At 69.5% G+C, this 14,541-nt stretch carries 15 protein-coding genes and 1 pseudogene; 9 read left to right on the forward strand and 7 right to left on the reverse strand.

The annotated features are described in order from the left end of the window. Nucleotides 1–27: 27 nt before the first annotated feature. Nucleotides 28–903, reverse strand: coding sequence for a LysR substrate-binding domain-containing protein (locus MMB92_RS02100; protein WP_006495682.1), 876 nt, complete (start codon nucleotides 901–903; stop codon nucleotides 28–30). A gap of 155 nt (nucleotides 904–1,058) precedes the next feature. Here MMB92_RS02100 and MMB92_RS02105 point away from each other — a divergent pair, with 155 nt between their 5' ends. From MMB92_RS02105 to MMB92_RS02120, 4 genes are all read left to right on the forward strand, one after another. Continuing rightward, nucleotides 1,059–2,018, forward strand: coding sequence for a LysR substrate-binding domain-containing protein (locus MMB92_RS02105; RefSeq protein WP_277562484.1), 960 nt, complete (start codon nucleotides 1,059–1,061; stop codon nucleotides 2,016–2,018). A 101-nt stretch (nucleotides 2,019–2,119) separates the two neighbouring features. After that, the gene (locus MMB92_RS02110; protein WP_058902737.1) at nucleotides 2,120–3,250 is read left to right on the forward strand and encodes a DSD1 family PLP-dependent enzyme; all 1,131 of its coding nucleotides are present in this window, start codon (nucleotides 2,120–2,122) and stop codon (nucleotides 3,248–3,250) included. Between the two features lie 109 nt (nucleotides 3,251–3,359). Further along, on the forward strand, nucleotides 3,360–4,331 hold the full coding sequence (locus tag MMB92_RS02115; protein WP_058902736.1) for an ornithine cyclodeaminase family protein: 972 nt from the start codon (nucleotides 3,360–3,362) through the stop codon (nucleotides 4,329–4,331). A 24-nt stretch (nucleotides 4,332–4,355) separates the two neighbouring features. Then, nucleotides 4,356–5,078 carry an HAD-IA family hydrolase gene (locus MMB92_RS02120; protein WP_058902735.1) on the forward strand — a complete coding sequence of 241 codons (723 nt, stop codon included), beginning with the start codon at nucleotides 4,356–4,358 and terminating at the stop codon, nucleotides 5,076–5,078. Nucleotides 5,079–5,138: 60 nt separating this feature from the next. On the opposite strand, the gene MMB92_RS02125 is transcribed toward MMB92_RS02120, so the two are convergent. Both MMB92_RS02125 and MMB92_RS02130 read right to left on the reverse strand, forming a co-directional pair. Beyond that, a complete protein-coding gene (locus MMB92_RS02125; protein WP_058902734.1) occupies nucleotides 5,139–5,756 on the reverse strand; it encodes a glutathione S-transferase family protein in 618 nt (205 codons plus the stop codon). Nucleotides 5,757–5,849: 93 nt separating this feature from the next. Beyond that, nucleotides 5,850–6,218: a hypothetical protein gene (locus tag MMB92_RS02130; protein ID WP_006495689.1), complete on the reverse strand. Its 369-nt coding sequence runs from the start codon at nucleotides 6,216–6,218 to the stop codon at nucleotides 5,850–5,852. 81 nt (nucleotides 6,219–6,299) lie between these two features. Between MMB92_RS02130 and MMB92_RS02135 the strand changes: the two genes are divergently transcribed. The 3 genes and pseudogenes from MMB92_RS02135 to MMB92_RS02145 all read left to right on the forward strand — a co-directional run. Continuing rightward, on the forward strand, nucleotides 6,300–6,767 hold the full coding sequence (locus MMB92_RS02135; protein ID WP_006479731.1) for a MarR family transcriptional regulator: 468 nt from the start codon (nucleotides 6,300–6,302) through the stop codon (nucleotides 6,765–6,767). 149 nt (nucleotides 6,768–6,916) lie between these two features. Then, the gene (locus tag MMB92_RS02140; protein ID WP_058902733.1) at nucleotides 6,917–7,678 is read left to right on the forward strand and encodes an isocitrate lyase/phosphoenolpyruvate mutase family protein; all 762 of its coding nucleotides are present in this window, start codon (nucleotides 6,917–6,919) and stop codon (nucleotides 7,676–7,678) included. A 37-nt stretch (nucleotides 7,679–7,715) separates the two neighbouring features. Next, a pseudogene (locus MMB92_RS02145) lies at nucleotides 7,716–7,904 on the forward strand (transcriptional regulator); the annotation flags it as partial. A gap of 7 nt (nucleotides 7,905–7,911) precedes the next feature. Here MMB92_RS02145 and MMB92_RS02150 read toward each other — a convergent pair. Then, nucleotides 7,912–8,811, reverse strand: coding sequence for a LysR family transcriptional regulator (locus MMB92_RS02150; RefSeq protein WP_277562485.1), 900 nt, complete (start codon nucleotides 8,809–8,811; stop codon nucleotides 7,912–7,914). Between the two features lie 101 nt (nucleotides 8,812–8,912). Here MMB92_RS02150 and MMB92_RS02155 point away from each other — a divergent pair, with 101 nt between their 5' ends. Beyond that, nucleotides 8,913–9,791 (forward strand): aldo/keto reductase family oxidoreductase, encoded by an 879-nt coding sequence (locus MMB92_RS02155; protein ID WP_058902731.1) that lies wholly within the window; start codon nucleotides 8,913–8,915, stop codon nucleotides 9,789–9,791. 56 nt (nucleotides 9,792–9,847) lie between these two features. Here MMB92_RS02155 and MMB92_RS02160 read toward each other — a convergent pair whose 3' ends face one another. Beyond that, nucleotides 9,848–11,050, reverse strand: a complete 1,203-nt coding sequence (locus MMB92_RS02160; protein ID WP_196433512.1) for an MFS transporter — start codon at nucleotides 11,048–11,050, stop codon at nucleotides 9,848–9,850. Nucleotides 11,051–11,120: 70 nt separating this feature from the next. On the opposite strand from MMB92_RS02160, the gene MMB92_RS02165 reads away from it, so the two are divergent. Next, complete coding sequence (locus tag MMB92_RS02165) at nucleotides 11,121–12,170, forward strand: AraC family transcriptional regulator (protein WP_196433511.1); 1,050 nt, start codon at nucleotides 11,121–11,123, stop codon at nucleotides 12,168–12,170. Nucleotides 12,171–12,213: 43 nt separating this feature from the next. Here the strand turns inward: MMB92_RS02165 and MMB92_RS02170 are convergent, their stop codons facing one another. Both MMB92_RS02170 and MMB92_RS02175 read right to left on the reverse strand, forming a co-directional pair. Beyond that, entirely contained in the window at nucleotides 12,214–12,378 is a 165-nt protein-coding gene (locus tag MMB92_RS02170; protein WP_164530824.1) for a hypothetical protein, read from the reverse strand. A gap of 69 nt (nucleotides 12,379–12,447) precedes the next feature. Continuing rightward, nucleotides 12,448–14,364 (reverse strand): DUF3857 and transglutaminase domain-containing protein, encoded by a 1,917-nt coding sequence (locus tag MMB92_RS02175; protein ID WP_277562486.1) that lies wholly within the window; start codon nucleotides 14,362–14,364, stop codon nucleotides 12,448–12,450. Nucleotides 14,365–14,541 lie beyond the last annotated feature (177 nt).

Consider the following 14,541-nt stretch of genomic DNA (forward strand, 5'->3'; position numbering starts at 1 on the left):
CGCATGCCGGTGCGTCGTTGCCCGCGGTCACGCGTCGAGCGGCCGGCACCGCGCGACCGCATCGAAAAACGACGCGACCAGCCGGCTGCCGCGCCGTTCGCTCAGGCAACACACGTGGATATGGGTTTCGACCGGGTCGCCGTCGATGCGCAGCGGCCGCAGCCGCTCGTCGGGCACGTATTCGGCCTTCGATACCGTGCCGACGCCGAGCCCGCGCGTGACGGCCTCGCGCAACGCCTCGCGGCTGCCGATGTCCATCGCGATGCGCGGCGTCAGGCCGGCCGCCGCCATCGCGTCTTCGAGCGCGCGGCGCGTCGTCGAGCCCGGTTCGCGCATCAGCAGCGGCTCGCCGGCCAGTTCGTGCAGCGTGATCGCGTCGCGCGTCGCGAAGCGGTGCGTCGAGCGCACGAACGCGATCACCGGAAAGCTCGCATAGCGCTGCGTGAAGTAGCGCGCGTCCTCGAACGCGCGGGCCACCACGCCGACGTCGCACACGTACTCGTCGAGATCGCGCAAGACGGTTTCCGAATTGCCGAGCGCGACCGACAGGTGCATGTGCGGATGCAGCTTGTGATACGCGTCGATCATCTCGGTGACGTGAAACGGGCCGACCGCGCCGATCTTCAGCGAGCCGCGCTGCAATGCGCCGCTGTCGCGCAGCAGCGCGGCGGCATCGCTCTCGTCGCTGCAGATGCGGCGCGCGATCGGCAGGAATTCGAGCCCGACCGCCGACAGCTCGACGCGCCGGCCGCGGCGGTGGAACAGCTCGACGCCGTGTTCGTGTTCGAGGGTCTGGATCTGCGACGTGATCGTCGTCTGGCTGGTGGACAGCGCGCGGGCGGCCGCGGTGAAACCGCCGTGCTGGACGACGGCAATGAAGCTGCGAAGCTGGGTCAGTGTCATGACGGGCGGTCGAATCGATCGGGAAATACGTGCCGAATGCCGGATGGCATCGAAAAATTCAATGTATCGGGCGAATGTGACAGGCGCGTTCCGGTCGAGCTTGTCGCCGCCCCTCGACGCCGCGTCGATGGCTTCGCCGCACGATGTGCGGTTTAATGCTCGACATCACCGGCATTAAGAACCATGAAATGCTCGACCTCGACGACCTTCGACTCGTCCGCGCGATCGGCACGTCGCGCTCCCTGGCCGCTGCCGCCCGGCTGCTCGACCTCACGCCGCCCGCGGTCACGATTCGCCTGCAGCGGATGGAGGCACGGCTGAACGCAAGGCTCGCCGTGCGGCAGCCGAAAGGGATCGCGCTGACCGACGAAGGGCAGCGGCTGTACCAGGAAGCCGTCGGCATTCTCGAGCGCGTGGAAGCGCTGCCGGGCAGCCTCGCGGGCGACCACGGCGACGTGCAGGGCACGCTGCGCGTCGTCGCCCCGCTCGGCTTCGGCCGCAAATACGTCGCACGGATCGTGCGCGACCTGCAGCGCGCGCATCCGAAACTCGACATCTCGCTCCATCTGTCGGAAAGCCCGTTGACGAGCGCGGCGGGGGCCGACGTGGTCGTCCATGTCGGCAGCCTCAAGTCGTCGTCGTGGATCGGCTATCCGCTCGCCCCCAACGAGCGCTTCCTGTGCGCGAGCCCCGCGTACGCGCGCCGCCTCAAGGATCTGAAGCATCCGTCCGAGCTGACGCGCTACGACTGCCTGTGCCTGCGCGAGAACGACGAAGACATCCCGCGCTGGCGCTTCTCGCCCGGCAGCGGCGTCGACGGCGAATCGCGGCGGGCTACCGTCATCCGCGTCAGCGGCGCGCTGTCGTCCAACGACGGCACCGTCATCACCGAATGGGCGCTCGCCGGGCTCGGGATCGTCGAGCGCTCCGAGTGGGACGTCGCGCCGCTGCTGGCGAACGGCAAGCTCGTGCGGCTGCTGCCCGGCTGGAACCTGCCGGCCGCGCCGGTGACGGCGCTGTTGCCGTCGCGTACCGGCCGCTCCGCGCGGCAGCGGGTGTTTCTCGACGCCGCGCGGCGGTTTCTCGATCCGCCGCCGTGGCGCGGCAAGGCATGAGTGTTAAATGCGGCTTAATGGAAGATTAGCCGCGCATTAAACACGAGGCGGCCCAACCGCCCTACAGTGTCCGCATCGGCAACCACGCCATCGGACACCTCGTGAACCTTCATACGCTCAATACCCCGGCCGCCCTGATCGACGTCGGCCGCATGCAGCGCAACATCGCGCGCATGCAAACGCATCTGGACGCACTCGGCGTCCGGTTCCGGCCGCACGTCAAGACCACCAAATGCCGGCACGTCGTCGACGCGCAGATCGCGGCGGGCGCGCAAGGCATCACGGTGTCGACGCTCAGGGAAGCCGAGCAGTTCTTCGCGCACGGCATCCGCGACATCGTCTATGCGGTCGGCATGGTGCCCGCCAAACTCGCGCAGGCGCTCGCGCTGCGCCGGCAGGGCTGCGACCTGAAGATCGTCGCCGACAGCCTGCCGGCCGCGCAGGCGATCGCCGCCTTCGGGCGCGAGCACGGCGAACGGTTCGACGTATGGATCGAAGTCGACGTCGACGGCCACCGCTCGGGCATCCCGCCCGAAGCCGACCTGCTGATCGACGTCGGCCGCGCGCTGACCGGCGGCGGCATGCTGCTCGGCGGCGTGCTCGCTCATGCGGGCTCCAGCTATGAATACGACACGCCCGACGCGCTGGCCGCGATTGCCGAACAGGAGCGCAGCCGCACCGTGCGGGCCGCGGAGCGCCTGCGGGCCGCCGGGTTGCCGTGCCCGGTCGTGAGCATCGGCTCGACGCCCACCGCGCTGGCGGCGGAGCGGCTCGACGGCGTGACCGAAGTGCGCGCCGGCGTGTACGTGATGTTCGACCTCGTGATGCACAACATCGGCGTGTGCGAACAGTCCGACATCGCGCTGTCGGTGCTGACCACGGTCATCGGTCATCAGGAAAAGAAAGGCTGGGCGATCGTCGACGCGGGCTGGATGGCGATGAGCCGCGACCGCGGCACGCAGCGCCAGGCACGCGACTTCGGCTACGGGCAAATCTGCACCGAAGCCGGCGAAGTGCTCGACGACTACCTGATGAGCGCCGCCAACCAGGAACACGGGATCGTGTCGCGCGCGGGCACGCCGGATACGGACATCGCGCGGCGGTTTCCGATCGGCACGCGCCTGCGCATCCTGCCGAATCACGCGTGCGCGACCGGCGCGCAACATCCCGACTACCACGCGATCGGCGACGACGACGCCGCGCAGACGTGGCCACGCTTCTACGGGTGGTGAGCGAAGTCCGGCGCCCATGCCGCGCCATCCGCGCATTGACTATTTATCCAGTTCTGGACAAACTTTAAACACCCTCGATTCGTCTCGTGCCGGACAGGCACCCCCGACCATGCCGACCGACGCCCGCCTCCTTCTCCTCGACCGCGATGCCGTCGAGCCCGCCCTGCAAGCCGGGCAAGTGATGGCGGCCGTGCGCGAAGCCTTCGTGCTGCACAGTCAAAGGGCCGGACGCGTATTCCCGGTGGTGCGCGAGAAGCTGCATACCGGCGGCGTGTTCGGCATCAAGTCGGGCGACGTCGCCGGCCAGGATCTGCTCGGTTTCAAGGCGGCCGGGTTCTGGCCCGGCAACCGTACACGCGGCGGCGAGCCGCATCAGGCGACCGTCGCGTTGTTCGATCCGGCGACGGGCCGCCCGCTGTGCATCATGGACGGCAACGCGATCACCACCGCGCGGACCGGCGCCGCGGGCGGCCTCGGGCTGCAACAGCTCGCACGCCGCGACAGCACGCGGATCTGCGTGTTCGGCACGGGCGTGCAGGCGCGCGTGCAGCTCGACTACGCGCTCCGGCTGCTGCCGCAGCGGTGCACGGTGCAATACGTGAACGTCGGCGGCGAGCCGGACCCGGCGTTCGAATCGCACTTCGTCGAACGATGCACGATCGGCGTGGCGCGCGACCGGAACGATGCGGTCGCCCACAGCGACGTGGTGATCACGGCCACGCCCGGCGGCGGGCCGTTGTTCGACGCGGATGCGGTTCGGCCGGGCACCCACCTGACCTGCGTGGGCGCCGATACCGCGGGCAAGCGCGAACTACCGCCTGGCGTGCTGGAACGCGCGCGCATCGTCGTGGACGATCACGATCAGGCGCGCGGCATCGGCGAGTGCCAGTGGGCGCCGGATTTGCCGCGCACGGAAATCGGTGACATCCTCGCGGGTGCGGCATCGGTCGAGCGTTCCGCGCACGAGATCACCGTCTTCGACATGACGGGGCTCGCGCTGCAGGATCTGACCGTCGCGCGCTTCCTGTATCGACACGCGCTCGACAACGGCAGCGGAACCTCCGTTCCGTGGCCCTGGTAAAACGACTTCCCGCTTTCAACCGCCATGCGTCTCGCCAAAGTTTCCGCCCTCTCGTTCGACCTCGACGACACCCTGTGGCCGTTCGGGCCGTCCGTCGTCCGGGCCGAGGCGACGCTGCGCACATGGCTGATCGAGCACGCGCCCAATACCGCGAGCGTGTTGCCGACGCAACAGGCACTCAGCGCGCTCCGTGAGGAATACGAACAGTTGCGCCCGGATCTCGCCAGCGACTATCGCGCGATGCGAATCGGCTCGATCCGGCTTGCGCTGGAACGCGCGAACGAAGATGCCTCGCTGACCGATCGTGCCTACGACGTCTTCTACGCGGCGCGCAATCGTGTCGAATTCTACGAAGACGCGCTGCCGGCGCTGGCGTGGTTGAGCGCCCGCTTTCCGCTGATCGCGGTCACCAACGGCAATGCCGACCTCCGGCTGACCGGCGGCGACGAATTCTTCCGCACGACGCTCAGCGCACGTGCATTCGGCTTCGCCAAGCCGGAACCCGAAATCTTCCATGCGGCGGCGGACACACTCGGCGTGCGGCCGGCCGAATTGCTGCATGTGGGCGACGACTTCCACCTCGACATCGTCGGCGCGCTGAATGCGGGGCTTCAGGCCGCGTGGGTCGTGCGCGAGCCTCGGGCGGACGGGGAACCGGCTCCGCCGCAGGCGGCGACACCGCATCTCACGTTGCGCGATCTGGCGATGCTGTGTCGTGCGCTCGGCGGACCCGATACGGTGTCGTGATCGCACGCGGACGCGGCGGGTCGTGCCGATGCGGCGCATGACCCGGCACCCGTTTCACTGTCACGCCGCCTTGCGCGCCTCCGCGATCCGCTGCGGCGCCTTCGGCCGCGCATACAACCGCTCCAGATACGCGCGCAGTTGCGGGAACGGTTCGATCAGGTGGCATTCGCTCGCCCAGTCGATCAGGTAAGCCGTCACGCAATCGGCCACCGTCAGCGAATCGCCGACGATGAATTCGCGCCCTTCGAGATGCGTGTCGAGAATCGCGGCCATCGTCGTGAAATCCTCGCGCGCCAGTTCGATATCGGCCGGCGAGCGTTTCTCCGGCGGATAGATGAACGTATGCCGCGTGATCCGCCACAGCGGCTGCTCGAGCTCCGTCACCGCGAACATGACCCATCGATAGGCCTCCGCCCGCAGCGCCGGCTCGACCGGCAGCAGCGCCTTCTCCGGGTACTTGTCCGCGAGATACAGCACGATCGCGGCCGATTCGGGAATCACGAGGTCGCCGTCCACCAGCACCGGCACCTTGCCGGCCGGATTCAGGCGCAGGAATTCGGGCCGCTTGTGCTCGCCCTCGAGCAGGTTGACCGACACGAATTCGAAATCCGCATCCAGTTCCTTCAGACCCCACAGCGCCCGCTGCGAGCGGGTGCCGGCAAATCCGTAAAGCTTCATCGCCCATCTCCATCCAGAATGTCGGGAAAATGTCTGCATCCGGACCACGCGCATCGCATCGGGCGACACGTCGTGTCCGGCCTCACGCGTCGCTCATGCGCCCGGAATCGCCAGCACCGGCATCACGTCGACCGACACGCCCGGGAACAGCGTGAAATGCGGATGACCTTCGAACAGCGCGGCGGCCGCCTCGTGCGATGCCGCCCGCACGACGCTGAAGCCGCTCAGCGCATTGGACGTGTCGCGGATGCCGCCGGCGTCGATGGTCTTGGTCTTGCCGAGCGGGCCGCCCAGCTCGACGATCGCGTCGCGATGCCGCTCGACCCACGCATGCCACGCGGCGATGCCGTCGCGCTCGCGCGTGCGCCGCTCGTCCTCCGGCAGCGCCATCCATGCCTTCATCGCCGGGCTATCCTGGGTTCCGAGAAATACGGCGAGATACAACTGTTGTTGCGCACTCATGCCTTCTCCTCCGATGACGGGCACGGCGGGTTGCCGCGCCTCGACCTTGACAAGATAGGTTGATATCAACACAATTGCAACATGGCACGAAAAGAAAAGCTTCCCTTCGAAACGACGCTGATGGTGCGCGATTGCTGCCTGTGCCTGCACATGCAGCGCGCGGCGCGCAATCTGGCGCGCATCTTCGACGATGTGCTGCGCCCGCTCGACCTCACCAACGGCCAGTTTTCGCTGTTGATGTCGTTGAACCGGCCGCAACCGGCCCCGATGAAATCGGTTGCGTCGCTGCTCGCGATGGACCGAACCACGCTCACCGCGGCGCTCAAGCCGCTCGAGCGGCGCGGCCTCGTCACGATTACGCAGGACCCGGACGACCGGCGCAGCCGCCTGCTGGAACTGACACCGGCCGGGCACGAGCTGCTGGCCGAAGCGTTCCCGCTGTGGCAGCAGACGCATGCCGAGATCGAGCGGCCGTTCGCGCCGGGCGAAGTCGACCAGTTGCGCGGCCAGTTGCGCACGCTGTCGATCGATCCGGGTTCGCGCGACTGAGGCGGCGCGCGGATCGCCCAGCGGTGGCGATCATGCGCACTTCCTGTCACGCGCTGTCAGCAGACATTGCCGGCGTCCGTCGCACCGCCCGATTCGATGGCAATATCGCTCGACACGACAACCGATCCGGTATCCATAAGGAGACGAGCATGGGCAACAACGAGAAGGGCGCGATTTTCCGGTCGCTTCACCGCGCGGGCCAGCCGCTGGCGCTGTTCAACGTGTGGGACGCCGGCAGTGCGCGCGCGGTGGCCGACGCCGGCGCCGTCGCGCTGGCCACCGGAAGCTGGTCGGTCGCGGCAGCCAACGGTTTCGTCGACGGCGAGCAGATGCCGCGCGCGCTGATGATGGAAGTGCTGGAGCGGATCGTGCGCGCGACGGACCTGCCCGTCACCGTCGACCTCGAAAGCGGCTACGGCGAGCGGCCGGAGGATGTCGCCGAGACGATCGCGATGAGCATCCGGGCCGGCGCGATCGGCTGCAATCTCGAAGACAGTTTTCCGTCGACGGGCGAACTGCGCGACGTCGACGAAGCGGCGGCCCGTATCGCGGCGGCCCGGCAGGCGGCCGATCGCGCGGGCGTCGACTATTTCATCAACGCGCGCACCGACGTGTTCTTCAAGGCGGCAACCGAGACGCACGACGAACGATTGCTCGACGCGACGCTGGCGCGCGCCCGCGCGTACGCGGCGGCCGGCGCCGACGGCCTGTTCGTGCCCGGCCTGCGCTCGCCGGCGCTCATTCGCGCGCTGACGGCCGCGTCGCCGCTGCCGGTGAACGTGATGCGCGTCGCGGAAACGCCGACGCTCGCGGAACTCGCGGAGTACGGCGTGGCGCGCATCAGCCACGGGCCGTATCCGTATCTGCAGGCAATGAAGACGCTGGCGGCGCTGGTCAGGCAAGGCGGCTGACCGATTCGCGGGGCGGCGGGCGGCCGCCGCGCCGCCGCTGCCGGTCACCCCGATCGGCTTTGTTCACGCAGGCGTCGTGCTGCGCTACTTCTCGCCGATCACGACGATCGGTAAGCCGCAAAGCGCGGCCGCGCAGGAGCTGCGCATGGAGTGCATGTTTCCGGCCGACGACGCGACCGACGCGCGCCACCGGCAATTGCTCGACGCGCACGCGCCGGTGCGCTGACCGACGTTCAGGATGCCTTGACGAAATCGATGAACGCGCGCAACGCCGGCGGCACGAGACGCCGCCCCGGGTAATACAGAAAGGGCCCCGAGAACGGCCGCCACCACGGTTCGAGCACCGGTTCGAGCGCACCGCTTTCGAAATGCGGGCGCACCCAGTCTTCGAACAGATACAGGATCCCCGTCTCGGCGATCGCCGCGTCGACCATCAGCTCCGTCGCCCCGCCGATCTGGACCAGCAGCGGCCCGGCGGCCGGCTCGACCCGCACGACCTCGCCGTCGCGCTCGTACTCCCACGGCGGCATCGCGCCGCTGGCGAAGCGTCCGCGCAGGCACCGATGGCCAAGCAGGTCGCGCGGATGCCGCGGCCGGCCGTGCCGGTCGAGATAGCCGGGCGCCGCCGCGGTCGCGAACCGCTGGATGCGCGGGCCGATCGGCACCGCGATCATGTCCTGTTCGAGCCGTTCGTCGTAGCGGATGCCCGCGTCGCAGCCGGCCGCCAGCACGTCGACGAAATTTTCGTCGGCGGTCACTTCCAGCCGGATGTCCGGATACGCCTCGAGAAAGCGCGGCACGATCGCCGGCAACACGAGCCGCGATGCGCTGACCGGCACGTTGAGCTTCAGCGTGCCGGCCGGTCGGCCCCTGAATTCGTCGATCCCATCGAGCGCCGCCGCCACTTCGGTCAGCGCGGGCGCGAGACGCGCGAGCAGGCGCTCGCCGGCTTCGGTGGGCACGACGCTACGCGTCGTGCGGTGCAGCAGCCGCACGCCGAGCCGCGCTTCCAGCCGGCGCACGGCCTCGCTCAGCCCCGACGCGCTGAGGCCCGTCACGCGTGCGGCATCGCGGAATCCCCTGGCGCGTGCCACGGCCATGAACGCGTTCAGATCGCCCAGATCGGTTTGCATTGTTCGCCTTTTCGTACAACCCGTGCGAATTATGCCGGCTTATCGCGCAGGCGACTCGTCCTTATGCTGAACGCATTCATCTCTTCGACAGGAGCAAGGTCATGCCCGATATTCGCCACACCGCCACCTTCAGGCTCGGCGATCGCCACGTCAGACGGATCGGCTACGGCGCGATGCAGCTCGCGGGCCCCGGTGTATTCGGCCCGCCGAAAGATCGCGAAGCCGCATTGAACGTGTTGCGCGAAGCCGTCGAATCCGGCGTCGACCATCTCGACACCAGCGACTTCTACGGCCCGCACGTGACGAACCAGTTGATTCGCGACGCGTTGCATCCGTATCGCGACGATCTCGTGATCGTCACCAAGATCGGCGCGCGACGCGGCGACGACGCATCATGGCTGCCCGCGTTCACGCCCGACGAGCTCGAGCGGGCCGTGCACGACAACCTGCGCAACCTGGGGCTCGACGTGCTCGACGTCGTCAACCTGCGCATCATGTTCGATACGCACGGGCCGGCCGAAGGATCGATCGAGGCACCCCTGGCCACGCTCGCGGAGCTGCAGCGGCGCGGGCTCGTGCGGCACATCGGCCTGAGCAACGTCACGCCCGCGCAGGTCGCGCAAGGCCGGCGGATCTGCGACATCGTCTGCGTGCAGAACCACTACAACATCGCGCATCGCGGCGACGATGCGCTGATCGACACGCTGGCCCGTGACGGCATCGCGTACGTGCCGTACTTTCCGCTCGGCGGCTTCTCGCCGCTGCAGTCGTCGACGCTGTCCGGCGTCGCGGGTCGCCTCGGCGCGACGCCGATGCAGGTCGCGCTGGCGTGGCTGCTGCGCCGCGCGCCGAATCTCCTGCTGATTCCCGGCACGTCGTCGGTCGCGCATCTGCGCGAGAATCTCGCGGCCGCCGACCTCGATCTGCCGGCCGACGCGCTCGCGGCACTCGACCGCATCGCGGGCGCCGGCGCCGCCTGACGCGCGGACGATCGCCTGGCGGCCCGTACCACGCGGGCTGCGGGCCGCCGGGCCGGTCAGGACGCGACCACGCCGACCCGCTTCGGCACGCCGGTCACGATCGTCGCGACCGCCACCGCCAGCACGATCGCCGCGCCGACGAACACGCCTGCCGCGCCGTTCGCGTCGAACACGACGCCGCCGGCGGCCGCGCCCGTCGCGATCGCGAGCTGGATCGCCGCGACGATCAGCCCGCCCGCGCTCTCGGCCTCGTCGGGCACGGTGCGCGTGACCCACGTCGACCACGCGACCGGCACGCCGCCGAACGCCATCCCCCACAACGCGACCAGCACCGCGTCGATCATCGGCGCGCGGCCGAGCACGACGAGCGCGATGCCGAGCACGACCATCAGCGCCGGCATGCCGATCAGCATCGGCCGCAGCCGGTGTTCGAGCACGCGGCCCGCGAGCGACGTGCCGACGAAGTTCGCGATGCCGTAGCCGAGCAGGATCGCCGACAGCCCGTTCACGCCGACGCCCGCGACCTGTTCGAGGAACGGCCGCAGATACGTGAAGAACGCGAAATGGCCGGTGAACACGAGGATCGTCGCGAACATCCCGAGGCCGACGGTCGGCCGGCGCAGCACGTCGATCAGCGTGCGCAGCCGCGTCGTGCCGCTCGGCGGCATCGACGGCAGCGTGACAAGCTGCGACACGAACGCGAGGCCGCCGAGCACGGCCGCGATCAGGAACACGTTGCGCCAGCCGATCAGGTGACCGAAGTAGCTGCCCATCGGCGCGGACGCGATGGTCGCGACCGCCACGCCGCTGAAGATGATCGACAGCGCGCGCGGCACCATCGCCGTCGGCACGAGCCGCATCGCGGTGGCGGTCGCCATCGTCCAGAAGCCGCCGAGCGCGATGCCGAGCACGACGCGGCCGATCAGCAGCATCGCCAGATTCGGCGCGAACGCGACGGCGAGATTCGATGCGACGAGCAGCACCGAGAACACCAGCAGCACGCGCCGCCGGTCGATCGTGCGCGTGAGCGCCGAGATCAGCAGGCTCGTGACGAGCGCGACCGTGGCGGTGGCCGTGACGGCCTGTCCGGCCACGCCTTCGGTCACGCCGAGGCTCTCGGCCATCGGCGTGAGCAGGCTCGCCGGCAGGAATTCGGCCGTGACGAGCCCGAACACGCCGAGCGCCATCGCGAATACCGCGCCCCAGGCCGGTTCGTGGGGGGCCGCCGTCGAGGCGGCCGAGGAGATTCCGGGATTCATGCGAGGTTCCGTGTCGGTTAGGGAAAGTACTGATGAGGGCGTATCGTAAGGAACGGCGGCAGGACGGTCTATGACATACAATCCGTTCTTGTTGATCGAACGTCCGTATCTCGATATGTCCGAGCCCCTTCTGCCCCCGATTCCCGACACGCACGACCTCGTCAGCGAGCTGCTGCTGGGGATGCGCCTGAGCGGCGTCCAGTACCGCCGCATCCAGGTCGCGCGGCCGTTCGGACTGAGTTTCGGCCACGGGACGGGCCGCGCGCAGTTCCATTTCATCGTGCGCGGGCCCGTGCTGCTGCGCGACGCGACGGGCGAGACGATGCGGCTCGAGGCCGGCGACGCGATCCTGTTGCCGCACGGCGGCATGCACGCACTGGTGTCCGATCCGGATGTGCCGTGCCGCGAGATCGACGGCTTCGAGGTCGCGAAGATCTGCGATACGGTCGCGTCGGTGGCGTCGGCCGGCGTGTCGCCCACGAGCTGCGCGACGAAGGAACCCGGCGCCGGCGATGCGCTGATCTTCAGCGCCTGCATGGAACTCGACCTCGGCGGCATGCAGCCGCTGGTCGGCACGATGCCCGCGTTCATGCACGTGGGCACGCTGCTCGCGCGCTACCCGGAAATCCGCCCGATGCTCGATGCGATGGAACGCGAGGCGTGCACGGCGCGCGCGGGCTTCGCGGGCATCCTCGCGCGGCTCGCGGACGTGGTCGCGGCGTTCATCGTGCGCGGCTGGGTCGAATGCGGATGCGGCGATGCGACCGGCTGGGTGCAGGCGCTGCGCGAGCCGAAGCTCGGCCGCGCGATCGTCGCGCTGCATCGCGACCCGGGCCGCAACTGGAGCGTCGCGGAGCTCGCGACCGAGGCAGGCGTGTCGCGCTCGGTGTTCGCCGAGCGCTTCCTCGCGGCCACCGGGATGACGCCCGTGCGCTACCTCACCGAGCTGCGGATGCGGCTCGCCGCGCAATGGATCGCCCGCGACCGCGAGACGATCGAAGCGGTCGCGTACCGGCTCGGCTACGGTTCGCTCGCGGCGTTCAGCCGTGCGTTCAAGCGCGTGGTCGGCAAGCCGCCGGGCGCCGTGCGCGCGGACGGCGACGTACCCGCCGAAGCGTAACGCGCGGCGCGCGGGGCCGGCGGCGGTGCCGGCCCGCAGGCCGTCACTTCAACGCGTCGAGCCGGTCGACCAGCGCCGTCGCGCACTGCACGGCGAGCGCCGCGCACTGCTCCACGTCGACGGGCGCGCCGGCCGCGACCGTACCCTGCACGATCCGGCCCAGCAATTCCTTCGAGAGTTCGGCGATCTCGTGATCCCGTTCCGTCATGATGTCCCTCCTGCGCGTCGGCGATTCCGGTGATTCGCCCGTCCGGAGCGAATGCCGTGCCCGCGCCGCTCAACGCTGCTTCGCCCGCACGACGATCTGCGTCTGCGTGTCGCGCTCGATGCGCTCGAGCGACGCGCGCAGCGCCGCGAATTCGTCCGGCGTGCAGACCTGCCGCCCGAAATCCGCGTTCATCCGCCGCGTGACCTGCACGACGCGCGCGGCCGCATCGAACACGTAATGCGACGTGAAATCGACGAAGCGGTCGTGCACGGCCGTATCGGCCGGCAGGTCGGTCACGACCACGCCCGCCGGCAACGCGATCTGGCCGGTCTCGTCGAACGCGCCGCCGATGCAGCCCCACGGCTGCGTGCGCACCGGCTCGGCCAGCCAGGTCTCGACCTGGGTCGCGATACCGCCCGTGACGCTCGACAGCGCGGGCAACGCGGTCGTGCCGTCCGGCCAGACGAAATGATCGAGCGTGCCGATGACGGTCACGTCGAACGGCCCGTCCGTCACGCGCCGGTCGCTGGTCGACAGTTGCGCGCGGCCGCGCAGGCCGCTTTGCCGCAGGCGCTCGGTCGCGAGCTGCGCGATGCGCTCGCGCGACGCGCGGCGAAACAGGTTGCGTTCGAGTTCGGCGGTCCAGCCGTCGTCCTCGACATAGGCCTGAACACGTGCGGCGCCCTGCTGCGCGGCATCGATCGAGATCCGCGCGGTGCGGGCGCGCGGCTGCGTGGCCGGCGTGCGCGACAGCACGCCCGTATCGACCAGCAGCGCCGGGCGATCCATCACGATCGGCGGCAGGTAGCCGAACGCGATGCCGGCCGTCGTCGTATCCGCGTAGAGCGCGAGATCGGGCAGCCACGTGATCGCGTGATTGATCGCGCCGGCGCCGTAGCCGGGCACCGACGGCAGCGTGTACACGGCGCCGAGATTGATCAGCACCGGTTCGCTGCGAATGCCGACCGCCGCGAGCAACGCGCCGAACAGCGCGACATGATCCTTGCAGTCGCCGTAGCGGTTGCGCAGGATGTCGGTCACGCGATGCGGCGCGGCGGCCGTCTCGCCGAGAAACAACCCGACGTAGCGCACGTTCGCCTGCACCCAGTCGTACAGGATGCGCGCCTTGTCGCGCGGATCGGCGGCATTCGCCGTGAGCGCACGCGCCAGCTGCACGACGGCCGCATCGTTCGCGCTCGGGTCGACGGCCGCGTTGCGGTAGCGCGCGGCGAACGCCGCGTAGTCGGGCAGCGTCGACACGACGAGCCGGTCGCCGTAGGTCGGATAGCCGACCGAGCCGCTCTCGATGCGATCGTACGCGCCGTGCCGGTAGTCGAATTCGTAGCGCGTGCGGCCGTTCGCCGTGACGGGCGGCAGCGCGACGTAGCCGCGTGCATCCGCATACAGCGGCATGTCGGCCGGCACGTCGAAGATCAGCCGCTGACTGTCGACCGGCTCGCGCGACGGCTCGACGGTGTAGCCGAAGTAGCCGCGATTGACCGGCTTCGTGCGGGTCTTGCGGAACGCGACGCGGGTGCTCGACCCGGCTTCGACGCCGGGGAACACGACGGTGCGCAGCAGCCCGTCCTGGAACGTCGGTGCGCCGGCCGAGCGCGGCTCCTGCACGTCGCGGATGCCGTCCGCGCCGACCGGATGCGCGACGCCGTCGCGGTCGATCGTCTCGGCCGCGAGCAGCTCGACCTTCTCGAGATTCTTGTCGTACCACACGTAGCGCTGCGCAACGGCATCGATGCCGTTCGCGTCGTTCGCGCGCAGCGTCGAATCGTCGTGCTCGTCGAGCGAGCCGTCGTGCTGCATCACGAATTCGTGGACGTCGCTGACGAGCGTGACGGGCGCCATATCGGCCGCGTCGCGGGCGTCCCGCGTGTCGTGTGAGTCGCGCGTATCGGCCACGGCCGTACCCGCGCCGAGCGCAACGGCGCACGCGAACAGGCAGCCGGTCCATCGGAAAGGAAAACGCACCACGTCGAAGCTCTCCGCGCGTTCGTTGCAGGACGTCAGCGCCGCGCGCCGGAGCGGGAGCCGTACCGCATGACGCGCGCATGACAGGCCGCTCGCGCGCACCCGCACGCGTGGCCGTCGTGCGGCCCAGTGTGGGCGACGGGCTGGCGAGCGTCAAGCCGCGGCCAGCGGGAAGGACAC

It is taken from the genome of Burkholderia sp. IO2 (genome assembly GCF_029522185.1).
GTDB lineage: Bacteria > Pseudomonadota > Gammaproteobacteria > Burkholderiales > Burkholderiaceae > Burkholderia > Burkholderia cenocepacia.

Coding starts and splice junctions, on each gene's coding strand:
- MMB92_RS02100 (WP_006495682.1), bottom strand. CDS start 903: ATGACACTGACCCAGCTTCGCAGCTTCATTGCCGTCGTCCAGCACGGC.
- MMB92_RS02105 (WP_277562484.1), top strand. CDS start 1,059: ATGCTCGACATCACCGGCATTAAGAACCATGAAATGCTCGACCTCGAC.
- MMB92_RS02115 (WP_058902736.1), top strand. CDS start 3,360: ATGCCGACCGACGCCCGCCTCCTTCTCCTCGACCGCGATGCCGTCGAG.
- MMB92_RS02120 (WP_058902735.1), top strand. CDS start 4,356: ATGCGTCTCGCCAAAGTTTCCGCCCTCTCGTTCGACCTCGACGACACC.
- MMB92_RS02125 (WP_058902734.1), bottom strand. CDS start 5,756: ATGAAGCTTTACGGATTTGCCGGCACCCGCTCGCAGCGGGCGCTGTGG.
- MMB92_RS02130 (WP_006495689.1), bottom strand. CDS start 6,218: ATGAGTGCGCAACAACAGTTGTATCTCGCCGTATTTCTCGGAACCCAG.
- MMB92_RS02135 (WP_006479731.1), top strand. CDS start 6,300: ATGGCACGAAAAGAAAAGCTTCCCTTCGAAACGACGCTGATGGTGCGC.
- MMB92_RS02140 (WP_058902733.1), top strand. CDS start 6,917: ATGGGCAACAACGAGAAGGGCGCGATTTTCCGGTCGCTTCACCGCGCG.
- MMB92_RS02150 (WP_277562485.1), bottom strand. CDS start 8,811: ATGCAAACCGATCTGGGCGATCTGAACGCGTTCATGGCCGTGGCACGC.
- MMB92_RS02155 (WP_058902731.1), top strand. CDS start 8,913: ATGCCCGATATTCGCCACACCGCCACCTTCAGGCTCGGCGATCGCCAC.
- MMB92_RS02160 (WP_196433512.1), bottom strand. CDS start 11,050: ATGAATCCCGGAATCTCCTCGGCCGCCTCGACGGCGGCCCCCCACGAA.
- MMB92_RS02165 (WP_196433511.1), top strand. CDS start 11,121: ATGACATACAATCCGTTCTTGTTGATCGAACGTCCGTATCTCGATATG.
- MMB92_RS02170 (WP_164530824.1), bottom strand. CDS start 12,378: ATGACGGAACGGGATCACGAGATCGCCGAACTCTCGAAGGAATTGCTG.